General features: G+C 69.6%; 17 protein-coding genes and 1 pseudogene. 11 read left to right on the top strand and 7 right to left on the bottom strand.

Annotation, left to right across the window (positions count from 1 at the left end):
- The first annotated feature begins 53 nt into the window (after positions 1 to 53).
- A complete protein-coding gene (gene lpdA / locus PV396_RS09275; RefSeq protein WP_319202408.1) occupies positions 54 to 1,466 on the top strand; it encodes a dihydrolipoyl dehydrogenase in 1,413 nt (470 codons plus the stop codon).
- A gap of 65 nt (positions 1,467 to 1,531) precedes the next feature.
- On the opposite strand, the gene PV396_RS09270 is transcribed toward lpdA, so the two are convergent.
- The gene (locus tag PV396_RS09270; RefSeq protein WP_319202406.1) at positions 1,532 to 2,413 is read right to left on the bottom strand and encodes a LysR substrate-binding domain-containing protein; all 882 of its coding nucleotides are present in this window, start codon (positions 2,411 to 2,413) and stop codon (positions 1,532 to 1,534) included.
- A 71-nt stretch (positions 2,414 to 2,484) separates the two neighbouring features.
- Here PV396_RS09270 and PV396_RS09265 point away from each other — a divergent pair, with 71 nt between their 5' ends.
- The 5 genes and pseudogenes from PV396_RS09265 (at position 2,485) to PV396_RS09245 (ending at position 7,662) form a co-directional block, all read left to right on the top strand.
- The gene (locus PV396_RS09265; protein WP_319202404.1) at positions 2,485 to 3,690 is read left to right on the top strand and encodes a thiolase family protein; all 1,206 of its coding nucleotides are present in this window, start codon (positions 2,485 to 2,487) and stop codon (positions 3,688 to 3,690) included.
- Entirely contained in the window at positions 3,687 to 4,382 is a 696-nt protein-coding gene (locus PV396_RS09260) for a 3-oxoacid CoA-transferase subunit A (RefSeq protein WP_319202402.1), read from the top strand. Before PV396_RS09265 ends, PV396_RS09260 begins: the two co-directional genes overlap by 4 nt.
- Positions 4,379 to 5,062, top strand: a complete 684-nt coding sequence (locus PV396_RS09255) for a 3-oxoacid CoA-transferase subunit B (RefSeq protein ID WP_319202400.1) — start codon at positions 4,379 to 4,381, stop codon at positions 5,060 to 5,062. The genes PV396_RS09260 and PV396_RS09255 overlap by 4 nt, the downstream gene beginning before the upstream one ends.
- Positions 5,063 to 5,113: 51 nt before the next feature.
- Positions 5,114 to 5,334: pseudogene (locus tag PV396_RS09250) on the top strand (sugar phosphate isomerase/epimerase); the annotation flags it as partial.
- 153 nt (positions 5,335 to 5,487) lie between these two features.
- The gene (locus PV396_RS09245; RefSeq protein WP_319202398.1) at positions 5,488 to 7,662 is read left to right on the top strand and encodes a DUF4157 domain-containing protein; all 2,175 of its coding nucleotides are present in this window, start codon (positions 5,488 to 5,490) and stop codon (positions 7,660 to 7,662) included.
- Between the two features lie 90 nt (positions 7,663 to 7,752).
- Here the strand turns inward: PV396_RS09245 and PV396_RS09240 are convergent, their stop codons facing one another.
- Positions 7,753 to 8,175 carry a hypothetical protein gene (locus PV396_RS09240; protein WP_319202396.1) on the bottom strand — a complete coding sequence of 141 codons (423 nt, stop codon included), beginning with the start codon at positions 8,173 to 8,175 and terminating at the stop codon, positions 7,753 to 7,755.
- 127 nt (positions 8,176 to 8,302) lie between these two features.
- On the opposite strand from PV396_RS09240, the gene PV396_RS09235 reads away from it, so the two are divergent.
- Together PV396_RS09235 and PV396_RS09230 are read left to right on the top strand one after the other, a co-directional pair.
- Positions 8,303 to 9,271, top strand: a complete 969-nt coding sequence (locus tag PV396_RS09235; RefSeq protein ID WP_319202394.1) for a hypothetical protein — start codon at positions 8,303 to 8,305, stop codon at positions 9,269 to 9,271.
- Positions 9,272 to 9,337: 66 nt separating this feature from the next.
- A complete protein-coding gene (locus tag PV396_RS09230; RefSeq protein WP_319202392.1) occupies positions 9,338 to 10,477 on the top strand; it encodes a hypothetical protein in 1,140 nt (379 codons plus the stop codon).
- A gap of 101 nt (positions 10,478 to 10,578) precedes the next feature.
- Here the strand turns inward: PV396_RS09230 and PV396_RS09225 are convergent, their stop codons facing one another.
- Positions 10,579 to 11,535, bottom strand: coding sequence for a serine protein kinase RIO (locus PV396_RS09225; protein ID WP_319202391.1), 957 nt, complete (start codon positions 11,533 to 11,535; stop codon positions 10,579 to 10,581).
- A gap of 279 nt (positions 11,536 to 11,814) precedes the next feature.
- On the opposite strand from PV396_RS09225, the gene PV396_RS09220 reads away from it, so the two are divergent.
- Positions 11,815 to 12,255, top strand: a complete 441-nt coding sequence (locus PV396_RS09220; protein ID WP_319202389.1) for a VOC family protein — start codon at positions 11,815 to 11,817, stop codon at positions 12,253 to 12,255.
- A 99-nt stretch (positions 12,256 to 12,354) separates the two neighbouring features.
- On the opposite strand, the gene PV396_RS09215 is transcribed toward PV396_RS09220, so the two are convergent.
- On the bottom strand, positions 12,355 to 13,473 hold the full coding sequence (locus PV396_RS09215) for an acyl-CoA desaturase (protein ID WP_319202387.1): 1,119 nt from the start codon (positions 13,471 to 13,473) through the stop codon (positions 12,355 to 12,357).
- Positions 13,474 to 13,480: 7 nt separating this feature from the next.
- Entirely contained in the window at positions 13,481 to 14,542 is a 1,062-nt protein-coding gene (locus tag PV396_RS09210; RefSeq protein ID WP_319202385.1) for a ferredoxin reductase, read from the bottom strand.
- Positions 14,543 to 14,628: 86 nt separating this feature from the next.
- On the opposite strand from PV396_RS09210, the gene PV396_RS09205 reads away from it, so the two are divergent.
- Positions 14,629 to 15,768, top strand: coding sequence for a helix-turn-helix domain-containing protein (locus PV396_RS09205; RefSeq protein ID WP_319202384.1), 1,140 nt, complete (start codon positions 14,629 to 14,631; stop codon positions 15,766 to 15,768).
- A gap of 241 nt (positions 15,769 to 16,009) precedes the next feature.
- Positions 16,010 to 17,788: a S8 family peptidase gene (locus tag PV396_RS09200; RefSeq protein ID WP_319202382.1), complete on the top strand. Its 1,779-nt coding sequence runs from the start codon at positions 16,010 to 16,012 to the stop codon at positions 17,786 to 17,788.
- A 107-nt stretch (positions 17,789 to 17,895) separates the two neighbouring features.
- Here the strand turns inward: PV396_RS09200 and PV396_RS09195 are convergent, their stop codons facing one another.
- The gene (locus PV396_RS09195; RefSeq protein ID WP_319202380.1) at positions 17,896 to 18,282 is read right to left on the bottom strand and encodes a hypothetical protein; all 387 of its coding nucleotides are present in this window, start codon (positions 18,280 to 18,282) and stop codon (positions 17,896 to 17,898) included.
- Positions 18,283 to 18,287: 5 nt separating this feature from the next.
- Complete coding sequence (locus tag PV396_RS09190; protein WP_319202378.1) at positions 18,288 to 18,776, bottom strand: hypothetical protein; 489 nt, start codon at positions 18,774 to 18,776, stop codon at positions 18,288 to 18,290.
- Positions 18,777 to 19,086 lie beyond the last annotated feature (310 nt).

Here is a 19,086-nt window from a genome sequence, read left to right as displayed (position 1 = left end):
AGCGGATCGGCCCCTCGCCGGGACCGGCCGCCCCAGCGGAAAGGAAGCCGTCCATGGACGAGCAGGGTGAGCGCTTCGACGTCGTCGTTCTCGGTGCGGGTCCCGGCGGGTACGTAGCCGCCATCCGGGCCGCCCAACTGGGCAAGCGCGTCGCGGTCGTCGAGGAGAAGTACTGGGGAGGCGTCTGTCTGAACGTGGGCTGTATCCCCACCAAGGCCCTGCTGCGCAACGCCGAGCTCGCGCACATCTTCACGCGCGAGGCGAAGACCTTCGGCATCAAGGTGGACGGGGAGGTCTCCTTCGACTACGGGGAGGCCTTCAGCCGCAGCCGGAAGGTCGCGGACGGCCGGGTCAAGGGCGTCCACTACCTGATGAAGAAGAACAAGATCACGGAAGTCAGCGGTCGCGGCACCTTCCTCGACGCGCACACAATCCAGGTGGCCGACTACGAGGGCAACACCCGCACCATCGGCTTCGACCACTGCATCATCGCCGCCGGTGCGACTCCCAAGCTGCTGCCCGGCACCCGCCGCACATCGCGTGTGGTGACGTTCGAGGAGCAGATCCTCGCCGAGGACCTGCCCCAGTCGATCGTGATCGCGGGCGCCGGGGCCATCGGCGTCGAGTTCGCCTACATCCTGCGCAACTACGGCGTGAAGGTCACCATCGTCGAGTTCCTGGACCGGATCGCCCCGCTGGAGGACGCCGAGGTCTCCGCCGAACTGGCCAAGCAGTACCGGAAGTTGGGTATCGACGTCCTCACCTCGACCCGCGTCGAGTCGATCGACGAGTCCGGCCCGCAGGTCCGGGTCACGGTCACCGGCAAGGACGGTGCCCAGCAGGTCCTGGAGGCCGACAAGGTCCTGCAGGCGATCGGCTTCGCCCCGAACGTCACCGGTTACGGCCTGGAGAACACCGGTGTACGGGTCACCGAGCGCGGCGCGATCGACGTCGACGGCCGCTGCCGTACGTCCGTCCCGCACATCTACGCCATCGGCGACGTCACCGCGAAGCTGATGCTCGCGCACGCCGCCGAGGCGATGGGCATGGTCGCCGCCGAGACCATCGCGGACGCGGAGACCATGGAACTGGACTACGTGATGATCCCGCGCTCCACCTTCTGCCAGCCGCAGATCGCCAGCTTCGGCTACACCGAGGCGCAGGCGAGGGAGAAGGGCTACGACGTCCAGGTCGCCAAGTTCCCCTTCACCGCGAACGCCAAGGCCCACGGCCTGGGCGACGCGACTGGCTTCGTGAAGCTGATCAGCGACGCCAAGTACGGCGAGCTTCTCGGCGGACACCTCATCGGCCCGGACGTCACCGAACTCCTCCCCGAGCTGACCCTGGCCCAGCAGTGGGACCTCACGGTCCACGAACTCGCCCGCAACGTCCACGCCCACCCCACCCTCGGCGAAGCGGTCAAGGAAGCGCTCCACGGCCTCGCCGGCCACATGATCAACATGTAGCGCGGGGCCCTGGCCCCGTGCGCACGGGGCCAGGGCCCCGGTGCCTCCTCACTGACGGCGATGTCTCACACCGTCGCCTGGATGATCCCCACGGTTCGGGCCAGGTGGGGTTCCGAACGGTCGGCGCGGTGGGCGACGGCCAGTTCCACGCGGGCGTCCGCCCCGGTCAGCGGTAGGTAGGCGACCCCGTCGAGCGCGAGTGCGGTCACGGGTTCGGGTACGACCGCGACGCCGAGACCGCCGGCCACGAGCGTGACCAGCGTCGACGTCTCGCCGACCTCGTGCCGGATGTGCGGCTCGACACCGGCGTCACGCAGGAGGCCCAGGACGACGTCGTACATCACCGACCGGCGGTCGGCGGAGTGCACGATCAGATCCGCACCGGCGAGGTCCGCGGCGCGCAGTCGTTTCCGGCGGGCCAGGGGATGGTCCACCGGTACGGCGACGACGAGCCGGTCCCGCCGCAGGGTGTGCACGGTGAGGGAGAGGTCGGCCGCGGGCGGACGCAGCAGCGCGACGTCGATCGCGCCGGAGCGCAGCGCCTCGACCTGGTCGGGCGCCAGCATCTCGCCACGGAAGGCGAAGTCGACGCCGGGAAGCTCCTCCGAGAGCCGTCGGGAGAGTGCGGGCAGGAGGCTGTACGTCGCCGATCCCACGCACCCGATCGCGAGGTGGCCGACCGTACCGGCGGCGACACGGCGTGCGTGATGGGTGGCCTCGTCGATGTCGGCGAGGATCGCGCGTGCCCGCTCCAGGTACGCCCGCCCGGCCTCGGTGAGGTCGACGCGCCGGGTGGTGCGATGGAGCAGATCGACGCCGAGCTCGGCCTCCAGCTGGCGGATCTGCTGGGAGAGCGGCGGCTGGGCCATGTGGAGCCGCTCGGCGGCGCGACCGAAGTGGAGCTCCTCGGCCACCGCCACGAAGTACCGCAGGTGACGCAGATCCATATGTCGTCCGTATCAATCGGCTCGGATATGTGTACTTCAGAATATTGTGACCCGGGGCTAGCGTCGTTGTCATGAGTGCTTTCATCTACGCCGCGACGCGGACCCCGTTCGGCCGTTTCAACGGCGCACTGGCCGGTGTCCGACCCGACGACCTCGCCGCTTCCGCGATCACCTCGACGCTCGCGGGGGTGCCGGATCTCGACCCCGCCGCGATCGACGACGTGGTGTGGGGCAACGCCAACGGCGCCGGTGAGGAGAACCGCAACGTCGGCCGCATGGCCGCGCTGCTCGCCGGGCTCCCGGTGAGCGTGCCGGGCACCACGGTCAACCGGCTGTGCGGATCGAGCCTCGACGCGGCGATGGCGGCGAGCCGGACGATCGAGTCCGGCGACGCCGAGGTGGTGCTGACCGGCGGTGTGGAGTCGATGACGCGGGCGCCATGGGTGCTGCCCAAGTCGGCGAAGCCGTTCCCGGCAGGCGATGTCACCGCGGTCTCGACCACGCTCGGCTGGCGCCTGGTCAACCCGCGCATGCCGAAGGAGTGGACGGTCGCCCTCGGCGAGGCCAACGAACAGCTCCGGGAACGCTTCGGGATCTCCCGCGAGCGGCAGGACGAGTTCGCCGCCCGCTCCCACCGACTCGCCCACGAGGCATGGGAATCGGGCTTCTACGACGATCTGGTGACACCGGTCGAAGGCGTCGACCTGGCCCACGACGAGAGCATCCGAGCAGGATCCACCCCCGAGGTGCTGGCCGGTCTCAGGACCTCCTTCCGTACGCCGGAGCAGGGCGGCACGATCACGGCGGGCAACGCCAGCCCGCTCAACGACGGTGCCTCGGCCGTGCTGTTGGGCAGTGAACGGGCCGCGGCCACGATCGGGGCCGAGCCGGTCGCCCGTATCGCCGGTCGCGGCGTCATGGCACTGGAGCCGCAGACCTTCGGCTACGCCCCGGTCGAGGCCGCGAACCGTGCGCTGGCCCGGGCCGGGATCGGCTGGGACCAGGTGGGCGCGGTCGAGCTCAACGAGGCCTTCGCCGTCCAGTCGCTGGCCTGCGTCGACGCGTGGAAGATCGACCCGGGCATCGTGAACCAGAAGGGCGGCGCCATCGCGATCGGCCACCCGCTGGGCGCCTCGGGCGGCCGCATCCTCGCCACCCTCGCCAAGGTGCTGCGGGAGACGAGGCAGCGCTACGGAGTCGCCGCGATCTGCATCGGGGTCGGTCAGGGCCTGGCCGTCGTACTCGAGAACTGCGACGTCACCGGGGCGGACCGATGAGCAGGGCGGAGTTCGTCGAGAGCGCCGATGCGGCGGTCGCCGGGATCCAGGACGGCTCCACCGTCCTCGTCGGGGGCTTCGGCCTGGCCGGAATGCCGTTCGATCTGATCGACGCGCTCATCCGGCAGGGCGCGAAGGACCTCACCATCGTGTCCAACAACGCCGGCAACGGCGAGGTCGGACTGGCCGCACTGCTGGCCGCCGGCCGGGTGCGCAAGGTGCTCTGCTCCTTCCCGCGCCAGGCCGACTCCTGGGTCTTCGACGGCCTCTACCGCGAGGGAAAGGTCGAGCTCGAAGTCGTGCCACAGGGCAACCTCGCCGAACGGCTGCGCGCGGCCGGCGCCGGCATCGGCGCGTTCTACTGCCCGACCGCGGTCGGCACACCGCTGGCCGAGGGCAAGGAGGAGCGGGAGATCGACGGCCGTAAGTATCTGCTGGAGTACCCCATCAAGGGCGACTACGCGCTGATCGGCGCGCATGCGGCGGACACGCTGGGCAACCTCGTCTACCGCAGGACCGCCCGCAACTTCGGCCCGGTCATGGCCACGGCCGCGACGACGACCATCGTCCAGGTCGACAAGGTCGTCGAGCCCGGGATGCTCGACCCCGAGGCCGTCGTCACCCCGTCCATCTACGTCGACCGGGTCGTCCAGGTGAAGGCCCGTCACTACACCGTCCAGGGGGCACGATGACCACCACGTCGAGCGGTCGCACGCACGCCGGGGCACCGACGAGCGCCGACCATCAGCTCTCCATGGACGAACTGGCCGCCGTCATCGCACGCGACATCCCGTCCGGTTCCTTCGTCAACCTCGGCATCGGGCAGCCCACCAAGATCGCCGACCATCTGCCGGCCGGTTCCGGGGTGGTGCTGCACACCGAGAACGGCATGCTCAACATGGGCCCGAAGGCCGAGGGCGACGCGGTCGACCCCGACCTGACGAACGCCGGCAAGGTACCGGTGACCGAGCTGCCGGGGGCGTCGTACTTCCACCACGCGGACTCCTTCGCGATGATGCGCGGCGGACACCTCGACGTCTGCGTCCTCGGGGCGTACCAGGTCGCTGTCAACGGCGACCTCGCCAACTGGCACACCGGCAGGCCCGACGACATCCCCGCCGTCGGCGGGGCCATGGACCTCGCCATCGGCGCCAAGGACGTCTACGTGATGATGACGCTCTTCACCCGCTCCGGTGAGCCCAAGCTCGTCCCCCACTGCACCTATCCGCTCACCGGCGTGGGCTGCGTCAGCCGTGTCTACACGGACTGGGGTGTCTTCGACGTCGGCCCCGACGGCATGCGCATCCGGGAGACGTACGGCATCAGCGCCCACGAACTCGCCGAGCGCCTGGGTATGGCCGACCTCGGCTGATCCGCGAGGCGGATGGGGTTGGGCGCGGCGGCGGCGAGGACGTGGCCGAGGCGGGTCGGGGGTGGCAAGCTCCAGCACGTGCACATCGCCGACTCCGTCAACCGCAAGGACTCCTCGGGTCTGCGCTACATCCTCGACCGCCCGGCACCACGGCCCGTATCCACCAGCACCTGGACATCGGCCAGGACGAGGGCGACGGGAACACCTTCTTCGCCACCCTGCGCGAACGGGACTTCGACCTCGACCGCATCAGCAAGGAACTCGCGACATGACGACCGTCTGCATCGACGCGGTGGCCTGAATGACCGTTCGGGCAACGCGCGTTGGCCCGTGGTCCGGTCACTTTGCCCTTCCCTCCCGGCGGTTCCTGGGGCAGAGTCGCGTTCTGAGGCGATGTAAGAGATCTCGTTCGAACGGAATCTTCCATGCGGCGCACCACGGAGTCTCGACGGAACACGGCCCCCGACCGCGAACAGGTCAAGCCACAGAACCCCGTCCGCAGCCCCGGCACGGCCGTCGCCGGGCGCCGCAGACCGCTGCTGGCCGGTTCGCCCGGTGCCCTGCAGCCAGCGATCGGGAACGCGGCCGTCGCACGGATGATCGAGCGCGGAGAGGACGGCGTGTGCGCCGGCCAGGGCCGCAGCGCCGTGCAGGCCTTCGGGGGCGGTGACGCGAGCAGGCCCGGTACCGTGCGGGAGGCAGCGAGAACGGCCGGGCGTGGCGGCAGTCGGCTGCCGGACGGTGTCCGTACGACCATGGAGAAGGCCTTCGGTACCACGCTCGACCATGTCAGGGTCTCGGTCGACGAGCAGGCCGCCGCGAGCATCGACGCCAAGGCGTACACCGTCGGCAGCAACATCGTCGTCCAGAGCGCGAGCGTCCTGCGCGATGTCGAGACGATGGCCCACGAGATCCACCACACCACTCAGCGCGACGCCCCTGCCGGCCTCAGCAACCCGGACGGCAGATGGGAGCGCGAGGCGTCCGACGTCGGCGCCCGGGTGGCCCGCGGCCAGAGCGTTCACCGCTGTGCCGCGGACGGCGAGGAGCACGAGGGCGACGGCGTCCACCGCGCGGCGATCCAGCGCCGAGTGGGCTTCGAGTTCGAGTCGCAGTGGCGTGTGCGCGATCACAACAACCTGACCGCGGAGGACGAGCAGAACTACCAGAACGAGGTCTCCGAGCGCGATGCCGTCCGGGGCACGCAGGTGCTGGCGACGATCGCCGAACGGCGGTATCGCGTCGAACTCCGGGACGATACCGAAAAGGCCATGTCGGCAGCGGATCTGAAAAGCAGGTGGCTCGCCCCCGTGGCCGGAGGCAACCCCGACGAGTACCAGCTCACCGCCGAGGGCAGGGCGCGGCTCGGGCGGCTGCGGCAGGAGGCCTCTCACGATTACGACGAGCTCATGGCCACCGTCGAACTCCCGTTGCTCGGCAAGAAGCTGATCAGGGAAACCCCCATCCGCGGCCGCGACGTTCCCAAGATGGGCAGTGTCGGCGGCGGCAAGAACTACCGGCTCACCTCGGACGTCAGCCCGACAGGCGGCTCGGGACTGGAATGGGTGACCGATCCGCTGAGCACGAGGGACGATGTCGTCGAGGTGATGGACGCGATCACCCGGGTCTCGGCCGCCATGGACGCCCGGCAGAACGAGGAGTCCTTCCTGCTCGAGGACGTCCAGGTCGAAGGCTTCGAGGGGAGCCCCGGGTTCATGGTGTTCCCGCTGCGCGGCGCGCTCCTCTACGAGCCTCAGATGACCGGCGGTTTCAAGCTGGACGAGCTGCCCCGGCTGCTGGAGTACCTCCAGGTGCCGAACAAGGCTCCCCACATCTTGGGACGGTCCGCCCACGAACAGCGCAGGGAGGCCAAGCAGGATCTGCACCGAACCACCGTCGGCACCGCCAACAGCATCCGTCAGTCGGCCGAGGCACAGGCCAAGAGGCTTCCGCAGGAAAGCATCAGGGGCGAGTCGACGGACGGGCTGGTCGGACTGATCACCCTGATCGGCAGCTATCTCTCCTACGGCTCCGATCTGGAGATCAATCCGAACTCCAAGTCGATCGCGGGCGGGCTCATGTCCCGGACCTCCTTCGCCCACAACTTCACGCTGCTGCCCCATTCACTGCGGATGTACTTCCGCGAGGACCCGAACAGGTTCGCCGCGTTCGCCCTGAAGGCGACCGGTCTCCCGGAGGACGGGAACGACCAGCTGTACTCCAGGGCCGTCGAACACGGGGACGCCGGCCATCGCGAGCAGCGGGAGATCCCGCTGACCCGCGCCGAATGGCTCAAGGGCATACCGGTCGGCAAGGACCTGCTGCGGAACTACAAGCACCTGACCGAGGCGGAGAAGAACCAGGTCGGCGACCGCAAGGACGACTGGGACCACATCCACGGCTCACTCGGCGCGCTCGGTTCGGTGGACGACAGGGTGGGCAGGTCGGGCAAGGAGGAGGTCGCCCTGGTCGCCGAGCTGCGAAGGATGAAGGCGGACCTGCACACCGCTGACCTCATGCCTCTCGCCCTCGCCGCCTACGACCTGATCCAGCGCCTGAACGAGGGAAGGTCCCTCAAGTACGAGAAGGCGAGGGGATAGCGCGCGCTGTGAACAGCGCCGCGGCGGCGCTCACCCGCGACGCGTGAGTGCCGCCACCGGTCCGTGGGAACCCACCTGAGGCGGCGGCCACTAGGGAGAGGCCCGGCCGAGGATCGCACAGCGCGTGTCGAGAGCGGCGGCCAGCAGGCTTTCGTCCAGTCTCATCTCCGCGTCGCGGGTGGAGTCGTTGACGGGGATGCGGGTACGCCGGTCGATCAGCGCCGTCACGGCCGGCAGCGCGGGTCGTGCGTGAGCGCCCATCCGGGCGAGACCCGCCAGGTAGTACTCGCCGAACCCGTAGTCGGCCAGATGCGGCGTCATGAGCGCGAGGACCCGGGACACCGCGGACGGACCGGCGTGCCGCAGCCACAACGGGGCGCACTCCGCCTGCGAGCGCCCGGGGTGACGAAAGGTCAGGTTGTACAACTGCGCCGCCTGCCGGAAGGACAGCGGACCGGCGTCCAGCAGGGCAGCGAAAATCTCCGGGGCGTGAGCGAGGCGGGTAGTGCCCACAGGCTTGGCGGCGAGAAGCGCGGCGGGTAGTGCCCACAGGCTTGGCGGCGAGGAGCGCGGCGGCGGACACACTGTCGTACGCCGGTGTGGTGGACGGCCTGCGGCGGGCCCTCGGGGAGGGCGTGCGGTGGACTTCGGTGAGGAGCGCGCCGTGCGTCCGCCTCGCTGCCTCGGAGATCTCGGCTGTCACGAGCGCCGCGTCAAGAGCCGGCGTGGGCCGATGGCGGTAGTGGCGGACGAGGAGCGGCAGCAGCCTGACCGGGGCCGCCCGCCAGTCGTGGCACGCCTCGCGGGCCAGATCGGCGCCGATGTCCCGGGTGGCGGGATCGGCGAGGAGCCGGGGCACGAGGGCGTACGTGGCATGCTCGCGCCTCAGCCGGTACAGGGCCTCCCCCCAGAGGTGCCCGGCGTCCTCCAGGTGGTGGGCTGCCTCCTTGGCGTCGTGGAGGAGCGCGGCGTCCAGGGCACGCCATCGCGTGGGTGGTGCCGACCGCAGCGTTTCCAGGTGCGCGAGGAAGCGGACCGACGCGAGGTCATCGTCCGTCAGGTGGGCGGCGGCCGGACCAAGCGCCCTGGCCAGGATGGTCCGTACGACAGGATCGGCGAGTTCGACGAGGGCCGACAGAACCAGGCCGGCCTGCCCGCAGCGGCCGAAGAGGTACGCGGCTCGGCGCCGCACCTCGTCGTCGGGGTCGCTGAGCCGGGCCTCTGCGGCGTTGACCGCCTCTGGCCAGGGCCGCTCGTGGGCCATGGAATCGAGGAGATCCAAGGCCTCGCGGCGGACGAAGGGGCTGTCCGCGTGCGCGAGTTGGAGCAGCCGGGTGGCGACGGAGCCGGTGCGTTCGGCGCGTACGGCCTCGAAGAGCGCGACACGGGCGGGGTGGGCGGGCGTCGTGGCGGTACCGTCGGCCACGGCCTCGTCCGGCCACGTCATCGGGTGGGGCGCTGGTCGCCCTTCCGCGGTGAAGTTTCAATCATGCGACCGATGATCCCACAATTTCCACTTCCACCGACGCTTCGTGCTTTCCAGCTGCCGTGCCGATTTACGCGTGCCGCTGATACAACCGTCCGCCGGAGTGGACGGTCTCATGAGTGAGCGGGCAGTGACGGGGGCGGCTCACAGGGTTCACGGGGGCACCCTCGCTGACAACGGGGAGCAGTCATGAAGACAGGCACCTATCTGAAGATCGCGGTCGTCTCGGCGCTCACGGGGGCGACCGTGACCGTCGCCCCAGCCGCCGTCTCGGCGGCGGACGTTCCGGAATCCGCGGCACCACCCGCCGCCGGCCGGACCTCGGCTCCGGCCTGGCACACCTCTCTGGCAGGGACACTCAAGGAGTCCGCGCTCTTCGACATCGCCTCCGTCGGCCCGAACGACGCCTGGGCGGTGGGAATCCAGTACGTCAGCTCAGTCGGCAAGGGCGTGATCCTGCGCTGGAACGGCAGCTCCTGGCAGCGGCAGTCGACCCCCGGCGTGGGAGAGACCGGCGTATGGCATGCCGTGGACGGAGTGTCCGCGCGCGATGTGTGGGCCTACGGCTGGGACCAGCAGGGCGAGACGCTGGCGCACTTCGACGGCAAGCAGTGGAAGGAGGCGCCGCTGCCCGAGGAGAAGGGCTACGGCAACGCGAAACTGGCCGCCGCCCCCGGCCGGGTCTGGCTGGTGAGCGACACCGCGATCAACTCCTACGCGCACGGCGTCTGGCAGAGCACACCTCTCCCGGACGGCCTCTTCATTAACGCCATCGAGGCGCGCACCTCCGACGACGCCTGGGCGGTCGGGCAGTTCGCGTACGTGGGCCAGCCCAGCCGGTCCGTGCTCATGCACTGGGACGGCCGTTCGTGGACCGAGACCGCGCCCGCCGGCAATGACCTCTTGGTCACGGCCGTGTACCAGGAGTCCGCCCGCAGCGTCTGGGTCACCGCCCTGGCCCCGTACGTCGAGGACGAACCGCAGAAGACCCGGGTGCTCCACTGGAACGGCCGCACCTGGCGGGACGTCACCGGCCCGGTCGACGGACTGTGGGCCAATGCCGTCACCGGCGACGGCAAGGGCACCGTCTGGGTCTCGGGCGACCCGTACGGCTACGAGGGCACTGCCCTCTACTGGCGCCTGCGCGACGGCGTCTGGACCTCAGTGGAGGGTGACGCCGTCCCCGGCGGCCAGACCCAGGCGTACGACGTCGAGGCCCTGGCGCCGACAGGCCGCGCCGGAAAGTTCTGGTCGGTCGGCTCCTACTCAATGATCACCGGAGAGTCCACGTCGGCCATGTACGAACTGATCCAGCGTTCGACTCGCTGAACCCACGTTCGTGGGAAGCGAATTGGCGGACTCGTGGTGTGGCGCCGGCCTCGACCCGCAGTCGAGGCCGGTCGGCCACCCGACCCGCACCACGCCCCGGTTCAGAAGGCGTGCGCCATCAGCTCCGCGAACAGCGCCTGCTCGTCGACATCGAGGCCCCGCGAGCGGAACCAGCCGCAGATGTTGGCGCAGTCACGCTGGAGGAAGCCCATCCCGTTGAGATTGCCGACCAGGTCGACGATCTGCGGCAGGTCGATGATGACCAGCCGCTCACCCGCCGCCAGGATGTTGTACGCCGAGAGGTCGCCGTGCACGACACCGTTCTGCACCATCGTCGCGAGCGCGTCGGTGAGCTGCTCGAAATACGCCGCCAGCAGCTCGGGTGAGGGCCGGGTCTGGGCGAGTCGGGGCGCGGTCCCGACGGTGCCGTCCTCGTCGACGACGGTGATCCACTCCATCAGGATCTCGGTGCCGTCGATCTGGACCGGGTAGGGGACCGGCAGCCCGAGATTCCAGAACCGCACCAGCGCACCCCACTCGGACACCGCCCACTCACCGGCCGCGACCTGTCGGCCGAAGGTGCTCTTGCGCTTGACGGCCCGCTCGTCCCGTGAGCGCTTCATCGAGCGGCCCTCGGTGTAGGACGCGGCGCGGTGGAAGCTGCGGTGCTCGGGGGACCGGTACCGCTTGGCCGCCATGACCACGCCGGCAGCGGCGTCGAGCGGGTCGGAGCGCTCGACGAGGTGGACGTCGGCCTCCTTGCCGGTCTTGAGGACGCCGAGCTCGGTGTCGATCGCGCCCTGCGAGGTCACCACCCAGTCCGGGAGAGGCTCGGGGCCTCGGCAGAGGGGTTCGACGCTGAGCCAGGTCGACCAGCGTTGGCCGTCCTCGAGCTCGTCGTAGGAACGGAAGTCGAAGACGAACCGTGGGTCGACGTCGCTCAGGTCGTCCGACGGCGCGATGTGCCGGTGGCCGTCGTCGCCGAAGGCGCCAGGAAATGCCGGGTGTTCAGGGCGCTGAAGGTGCTGCGGGTGCTGCGAGAGATTGTCGTGAGACATCGCTGGAGGTGCTCCATGAGGTGAGACGGAAGCGGTCTGCGGGCAGGCCGAGGACAGTCGTGGTCACGGTCGTGCCTCCTCTCGTGGAGCACCGGGCGGCTCCCGGTGTCGCGCCCATGGTGAGGGGCGGACACAAGGAACGGCAACCGAATAAAGCCGTCTGATCCAGGGACGCTGAGGCGTGGTTCAGGTTTTTCGGAGTCGAACGGTCCCAGGATGTCGAGAACGTGCCACCGGTTCCGTCCCGGGGACAACAGCGGCGAAGAAGGAGGAAATCGCATGGCGATTGAGCGGATGGACAACGTAGGTATCGTCGTCGAGGACCTGGATGCCGCCATCGCGTTCTTCGTGGAACTCGGTATGGAGCTGGAGGGCAGGGCACAGATCGAGGGTCTCTTCGCCGACCAGTGCACCGGACTCGACGGCGTCCGCTGTGACATCGCGATGGTCCGGACCCCGGATGGTCACAGCCGGCTCGAACTGGCGAAGTACCGCAGCCCCGCGGCGATCAGCGCCGGGCCGCGCAACCGGCCGCACAACGTTCTGGGCACGCACCGGGTCATGTTCGCCGTCGACGACATCGAGGACACCGTTGCCCGACTGCGCCCTCATGGCGCCGAACTCCTCGGCGGGATCGCCCGGTTCGAGGACAGTCATCTGCTCTGTTACGTCCGCGGCCCGGAGGGAGTCATCGTCGGACTGGCCGAGCAACTGAGCTGAGCAGCCGGACGGTGACGACGGCGGAGACCGGGGTGTCGCCGCGGGCGGCGGCTTGTGCCGCCGCCGGCTCACCCCGGTGAACTTGTCGCGGTCTGGGTATCAGGCCGCGACGAGCTCCTGCTCGCGGTCCGGCGTCGTGTCCTTGGGCTTCTTGTTCGGCAGGGAGAGCCGGAAGACCTTGTGCCACGCGGAGAACACCTGCTTGGGCAGCGGCCCGGTGACGTACTCCAGCTCGTACTTCTCGAACAACGCGCGCACCTTCACCGCGACCTCGGCGTACCGGTTGCTCGGCAGGTCCGGGAAGAGGTGGTGCTCGATCTGGTGGGACAGGTTGCCGCTCATGAAGTGCATGGCCTTGCTGCCGCTGATGTTCGCCGAGCCCATCATCTGGCGCAGGTACCACTGACCGCGCGTCTCGCCCTTGATCGACCGGCGCTCGAAGACCTGCACGCCCTCGGGGAAGTGCCCGCACATGATCACCGAGTGGGTCCAGATGTTGCGGACCAGGTTCGCCGTGAACGTGGCGGCGAGCGTGGGGAGGAACGACGGGCCCGACAGCAGCGGGTGGATCACGTAGTCCTTGAGCACCTGCTTGCGGATCTTGCGGCCCACGGCCCTGGCCCGCGCGCGGAACTCCGGGTTGTTGCGGCGGCGCTTGCGCAGGTTCTTGCCGAGTTCCAGGTCGTACGCGGCGATGCCGTACTCGAAGAAGCAGGCGTTGATGAAGTTCCACAGTGGCTGGCCGAGGTGGAACGGGTACCACCTCTGGTCCTCGTCGACGCGCATGATGCCGTAGCCGAGGTCGTTGTCCTTGCCGATCACGTTGGTGTACGTGTGGTGCAGCTCGTTGTGCGAGTGCTTCCACTGGTCGGCCGGCGAGACGTGGTCCCACTCCCAGGTGGTGGAGTGGATCTTCGGGTCCCGCATCCAGTCCCACTGGCCGTGCAGGATGTTGTGGCCGATCTCCATGTTGTCCATGATCTTCGCCACGGACAGACCGGCGGTGCCGATCAACCACGCGGGCGGGAAGATCGAGAACAACAGGACACCCCTGCTGACCAGCTCGAGTTTGCGCTGCGCCGAGATGACCTTGCGGATGTAGGCGGCGTCCTTCTCGCCGCGGTCGGCGATCACCTCGTCGCGGATCGCGTCCAGTTCGCGGCCGAGCTCCTCGATCTGCTCCGCGGTCAGGTGGGCGGTGGGGTCGATGGCGGTCAAGGTGTTCCTACCGTTCGATGTCGCAGGGGCCCGCCGCGGCGGACACGCAGGTCTGGATGAGGACGCCCGGCTCGGCCTCGGTGATCTCGCCGGTGCGCAGATCGCGGACGGCGCCCGCCTTGAGCGGTGTGACGCAGCCGAAGCAGATGCCCATGCGGCACCCGGACGGCATGAGCACGCCGGCCTCCTCGCCGACGTCCAGCAACGGCGTGGCGCCGTCCGCGTCGACGGTCTTGCCGGTGGTACTGAACGTGACCTCGCCACCGCTACCGCCACCGTCGACGGCGATGCCGGCGCGGAAGCGTTCGGTGTGCAGGCGCTCCGGTACGCCGTGACCGCTCCAGTGTTTTTCGGCGGCGTCGAGGAGGCCCGCGGGCCCGCAGGCCCAGGTCTCGCGCTCGGCCCAGTCGGGCACGAGTTCGTCGAGACGGGCGATGTCGAGCATGCCGTCGGTGTCGGTGTGCAGCTCGACGAGACGCAGCTTCCCGTCCGCGACCAGGTCGTGCAGATCGCTGCGGAAGATCACGTCCTGCGGCTGGGGCGCGGAGTGGACCAAGACCACGTCGTCGAACTCGTTGTCGCGCAGCATGCCCATCACCGGCGTGATGCCGCTGCCGGCCGTCAGGTAGAGCACCTTGGCGGGCTTCGCCTGCGGCAGTACGAAGTCCCCGGTGGCCTGGTCGAGGTGGATCAGCGTGCCCGGTTCCGCCCTGCGAACCAGGTGGTTGCTGACCTTGCCGTCCGGGATCGCCTTCACGGTGATCGTGACGCGGCCGTCCCGGCGGTTCGTCGGCGAAGTGAGCGAGTAGGCACGCCACAGGCGCACGCCGTCTACGTCGACCCCGATCCGCACGTACTGACCGGCCGTGTGGCCGCGCCAGCCCCGTCCCGGTCTGATCACGACGGTCGCGGCGTCACGTGTCTCGGGGTGAACGGCCTCGATGCGCCCCCGCAGGTCGGCGCCCGCACGCAGCGGGCTGACCAGGTCGAGGTAGTCCGACGGCAGCAGCGGCGTCGTGACCATCTCCAGCAGTTTCCACGCCCTGGTGCGGAGGGCTGTACTCGTCATGAGTCCAGCTTGCTGCGCCTCAGGGCGTAAAGTCCTGTCCGCAGGACGTGAATCTGGTCGGCAGAATTGTTCGCAGGGAACAAAAAATGAGCCATGTGATGCGAAGAGCCACCGAACTGGCCCTGGATGAGACGACGGTCACCGTACTTCGGGCCGCGCTGAGGTCCACCGCCGACGAGATCGTCCAGGCGATCATCGACGAGGTCCCTCCCTACGCCAACGCCCTTTCGGGCCGCATGGGCGCCACTATCCGCCGGGCCGTCCGCACCGCCCTGGGCCACTACCTGGACCTCGCAAGCGGGAACGCCACGGGCGGCGACGCCGGTGACGCGGCGTACGAGCTTGGTCGCGGCGAGGTGCGTGACGGCCGTTCGATGGACGCCCTGCTCAGCGCCTACCGCGTCGGGGCCCGCGTGGCCTGGCGATGCCTGGCAGCGGGTGCCGTCCCCGCGGGTCTGCCCGCCGCCGAGGTCGCCAAGTTCGCCGAGCTGACCTTCGCCTACATCGACGAGCTCTCCGCCGCGAGCGCCGCGGGCCACGCCGACGAACTGGGCGCCCGGGGGCGGGCTCATGAGCGCCACCTGGAACAACTGGTCCGTGATCTCCTCACCGGCGCGAGCCCGGACGTGCTGCTGGCCTCTGTTCAACTGGCGGGGTGGCAGCCTCCGGTCTCACTGACCGCGGTCCTGCTGCCCGCCGCCCAGGCCCGGCCTGCCTACCGCACGCTCGACCCGGGCACCCTCGTCCTCGACGATCTGCCCGACGCCGTCGGCGTACTGCTCGTTCCCGATGCCGACCGACCACATCTCCTGAGGCAGCTGACCGACCGCAACGCCGTGGTCGGCCCGGCCCGGCCATGGACGCGTGCGTCCGCCTCGTACGCACGAGCCCTGCGCGCGCGCTCCCTCTCCTCGGATATCCGCGACACCGAGGACCACCTGCCCGAGCTGGTGCTGAGCGCCGACATGGACGCGTTCGCAGATCTGCGTGCCCGAGCCCTCGCACCGTTGCGGGCCTTGCCGGTGGCGACCGCGCGGCGGCTGGAGGAGACGTTGCGCGCGTGGCTGCTGCACCACGGCAGGCGGGACGAGGTGGCGGCGGCGCTGTTCGTCCATCCCCAGACCGTCCGGTACCGCATGTCGCAGCTGCGGGAGCTGTTTCCGGATCTCGGGTCGCCGCAGCGGGTCCTTGAACTGACGCTGGCGGTCGGTCTTCGGGCCGGCTGAGCGCTCGGCGTCGCCGACCTCCCGGTGTAAACCGACCCCCCGATAGCCGGGGTAGGTCACTTTTCAGCCATGCCCTTATGACTTCCCTGCACGGAAAGGTACTTCCGTACAGGAGCATGCACCTGACATCTTGCATCCACCACTCGTTACGTACGGTCCGGCCGGTGCCACCAGCACGGCCGGGCCGTCTTCGGAGGACGCATTGATACCCCACAGATCCAGCCGATCCCGACGCACGCTGGTGCTGGCGGCCACCCTCGGCGCCACCCTCGCGTTGGGTGCCCCGGGCGCCCTCGCGGGCACGCTCCCCGTCGCCCCCTCCGCGCCGGCCGCGAAGGCCCCCGCGCCGGCCGCCAAGGCCCCCGCTTCGGCCGCAGTGGCGGCTGCCCGGAGTGCGACCTGGGTGGCCGGCACCCGTGCCTACCTCGTGATCACCGCCCCCGGTGACAGTTCCGCGGTCCGCTCCGCGATCGAGGCCAACGGCGGCACCGTCTTCTCGAGCTTCGACGCGATCGGCGTGATCGTCGCGCACTCCGCGTCCAGCGGTTTCGCCGCCACCATGCGCGGCGTCGCCGGCGTGCAGCAGGTCGGCGCCACGCGCACCTCGGACGTCCCGGCCGCCGCCTACGACCCGGCGCTCCCGGCCAATCCGACTCAGGCCTCGACCCCGGCCGGGGAACCGGTCCGGGCCGACATGAGCCAGATCAAGGCCGACCAGGCCTGGGCCGTGAACCCGGGCTCCGCCTCCGTCAAGGTCGGCATCCTGGACACCGGTGTGGACGACCAGCACCAGGACCTGGCGCCCAACTTCGACGCGGCCGACTCGGTCTCCTGCGCCTACGGCAAGCCCGACACCCGGGCCGGCGCCTGGCGGGACGTCGACACGCACGGCACCCACGTGGCGGGCACCGTCGCCGCGGCCAAGAACGGCAAGGGTGTCGTCGGCGTGGCCCCAGGGGTGACGATCGCCGCGGTGCGGGTCGCCGAGCCGGGCAACTCCTTCTTCTTCGCCGAGAACACCATCTGCGGGTTCGTCTGGGCCGGTGACCACGGCTTCAAGGTCACCAACAACAGCTATTACACGGACCCGTGGCAGTTCAACTGCCCGGACAACATCGACCAGGCCGCCATCATCGAGGGCGTCAAGCGCGCCCAGGAGTACGCCGAGAGCAAGGGCTCCCTCCAGATCGCCGCCGCGGGCAACGAGAACTACGACCTCGCCCACAAGACGACCGACTCCGCGAGCCCGAACGACTCGACGCCGGTCACCCGTACCATCACCAACGCCTGCCTCGACATCCCGACCGAGCTGCCGGGCGTGGTCACCGTCGCGGCCAACGGTACGGGCGTCACCAAGGCCTCGTTCTCCAACTACGGGCAGGGCGTCATCGACGTCGCGGCTCCGGGCAGCAACGTGTACTCCACCGTCCCCGGCGGCGGCTACGGCAGCAAGAGCGGCACCTCGATGGCCACCCCGCACGTGGTCGGCGTGGCGGCGCTCATCGCCAGCGCCAACCCGGGCATCACCCCGGCGCAGATCCGCGCCAAGCTGGCCACGCAGGCCAACGACATCGCCTGCCCCTCGGACAGCCGCTGCACGGGTACGACGGCCAACAACGCGTTCTTCGGCGAGGGACAGGTCGACGCCCTCAAGGCCGTCGGAGCCACCCCGCCGCCCGGCAAGTACTTCGAGAACCTCGCGGACTTCGCCGTCAACGACAACGCGACCGTCGAGAGCCCGATCGCCGTCACCGGCGTGACCGGCAACGCTCCGGCCACCCTCAAGGTGGGTGTGGACATCAAGCACACCTACATCGGTGACCTGAAGGTCGACCTGGTGGCACCGGACGGCACCGTCTACACGCTGCACAACCACGCCGGCGGCAGCGCCGACAACATCGCCCAGACGTACACCGTGGACGCCTCCTCGGAGGTCGCGAACGGCACCTGGAAGCTGCGCGTCAACGACAACGCCGCCTCCGACACGGGCAAGATCGACGCCTGGAACCTGACCTTCTAGCGCAGGGCCGGGCAACGCTCGATATATGGGCCTCGGCAGCGTGTACACAGCTGCCGAGGCTCATTTGCCGGAGGCGTCCAGAAAAGGGATGTCGCCGACAGCGTCACTCAGGGCAAGGCTTGTTGGAGACTGGCGAGGAGGCTCTGGGCCAACTGTGCGGTCCCGCTGTTCACTCCGGCGGCGGCACCCGCCGTGGCGCCCGCCGCGAGGGGCACCAGGACTGTCCGGATCCGCTCGAGCAGGCCGCGCAGGCGGCCGGCGTCCGGCTCCTGCTGAGCCGCTTCGTCCAGCGCCGCCTCCGCGTCCTGACGCACACCTCTCTCGTCATCGGCACGCAGGCCCAGGAGTCCCAGCGCGTCCAGGAGGGCGCCGACCGCTTCGGCCAGGTCGCCGACCCCGGGGCTCGCGGGCAGGTACTGGCTCTGTGAGACGTCGTGGTTGCCGATGGCGATCTGGCTTCCGTGGATGGATCCGTGGAACTGCGGCCCGTTCATTCCCGTCACGAGTCCTCACCCCGCTTCGGCGTACTCTGCCCCGTGCCCGGAGGCGGGACATCAACCTGTGGCGTCGGCGACAGGATCTTCTCGACGCGACTCAGCCCCGCGTTGATGGCCGTCATGTCGACAGGAATGCTGTGCGCTGCGCGGCTCAGATCGTCGATGTCTTGCAGTAGGGCTTTTCTGGCCTTGCGGCTCAGACCCAGCGCTGCTACTTGCGCCCGGAGTTCGGCAAGCGTCAGCGGCAGATAGACGCGACAGAAGACTTCGGCGCTGATGCAGGGCTGCTGCGGGAGCGTTGCCGCCACCGGCTGCGCGGCCGAACGGCGAGGTGGGGCGGGCGTTCCGGTAGGGGAGGCACATTCTGGTTCAGCGGGTGTGCGCGCCGTGCCCCGTATGTAGGTTTCCTTGAACTGGTTCACCTGCGTCTGTGTGACCGTTCCGCTGCCGATCACCACCTGGCTGTGGGAGATCGCGCCGAAAAAGTACATGCGGACGTCCGGTGCCGGCGGCGCAGCATCGACACGTCCGCCGGGTTCTGGGGCCGCCGTCCTTGGTCGTGCCTGCTGCACCCGGCTCCGTTCCTGCCCCGGCTCCGGACCCGGCCCCGCGTTGCGCATGCCGCGCAGGTCGACAGGCGGCCTGACAGGTTTCAGGGCTCCGCCGCGGACGGTCTCTGCGGCCACCGGCCGAGCCGGGGCACTGGCCCCGCGCGCAGGCGGGTCCGGGCGTGGTTGTGCCACTGGTGCCTGCCCACGAGGAGACGAGGAGTCCGTCGTCCGTCGAGTCGCAGAGGGTGGC

This window comes from Streptomyces sp. ME02-8801-2C (assembly GCF_033793965.1).
GTDB lineage: Bacteria > Actinomycetota > Actinomycetes > Streptomycetales > Streptomycetaceae > Streptomyces.
The sequence above is the reverse complement of the archived record's forward strand: the minus strand, read 5'-3'. Positions and strand labels throughout refer to the sequence as shown.

Excerpts from the sequence above, each read along its gene's own strand:
- lpdA (WP_319202408.1), top strand. The coding sequence starts at position 54 with ATGGACGAGCAGGGTGAGCGCTTCGACGTCGTCGTTCTCGGTGCGGGT.
- PV396_RS09270 (WP_319202406.1), bottom strand. The coding sequence starts at position 2,413 with ATGGATCTGCGTCACCTGCGGTACTTCGTGGCGGTGGCCGAGGAGCTC.
- PV396_RS09265 (WP_319202404.1), top strand. The coding sequence starts at position 2,485 with ATGAGTGCTTTCATCTACGCCGCGACGCGGACCCCGTTCGGCCGTTTC.
- PV396_RS09260 (WP_319202402.1), top strand. The coding sequence starts at position 3,687 with ATGAGCAGGGCGGAGTTCGTCGAGAGCGCCGATGCGGCGGTCGCCGGG.
- PV396_RS09255 (WP_319202400.1), top strand. The coding sequence starts at position 4,379 with ATGACCACCACGTCGAGCGGTCGCACGCACGCCGGGGCACCGACGAGC.
- PV396_RS09245 (WP_319202398.1), top strand. The coding sequence starts at position 5,488 with ATGCGGCGCACCACGGAGTCTCGACGGAACACGGCCCCCGACCGCGAA.
- PV396_RS09230 (WP_319202392.1), top strand. The coding sequence starts at position 9,338 with ATGAAGACAGGCACCTATCTGAAGATCGCGGTCGTCTCGGCGCTCACG.
- PV396_RS09225 (WP_319202391.1), bottom strand. The coding sequence starts at position 11,535 with ATGTCTCACGACAATCTCTCGCAGCACCCGCAGCACCTTCAGCGCCCT.
- PV396_RS09220 (WP_319202389.1), top strand. The coding sequence starts at position 11,815 with ATGGCGATTGAGCGGATGGACAACGTAGGTATCGTCGTCGAGGACCTG.
- PV396_RS09210 (WP_319202385.1), bottom strand. The coding sequence starts at position 14,542 with ATGACGAGTACAGCCCTCCGCACCAGGGCGTGGAAACTGCTGGAGATG.
- PV396_RS09205 (WP_319202384.1), top strand. The coding sequence starts at position 14,629 with ATGAGCCATGTGATGCGAAGAGCCACCGAACTGGCCCTGGATGAGACG.
- PV396_RS09195 (WP_319202380.1), bottom strand. The coding sequence starts at position 18,282 with ATGAACGGGCCGCAGTTCCACGGATCCATCCACGGAAGCCAGATCGCC.
- PV396_RS09190 (WP_319202378.1), bottom strand. The coding sequence starts at position 18,776 with ATGTACTTTTTCGGCGCGATCTCCCACAGCCAGGTGGTGATCGGCAGC.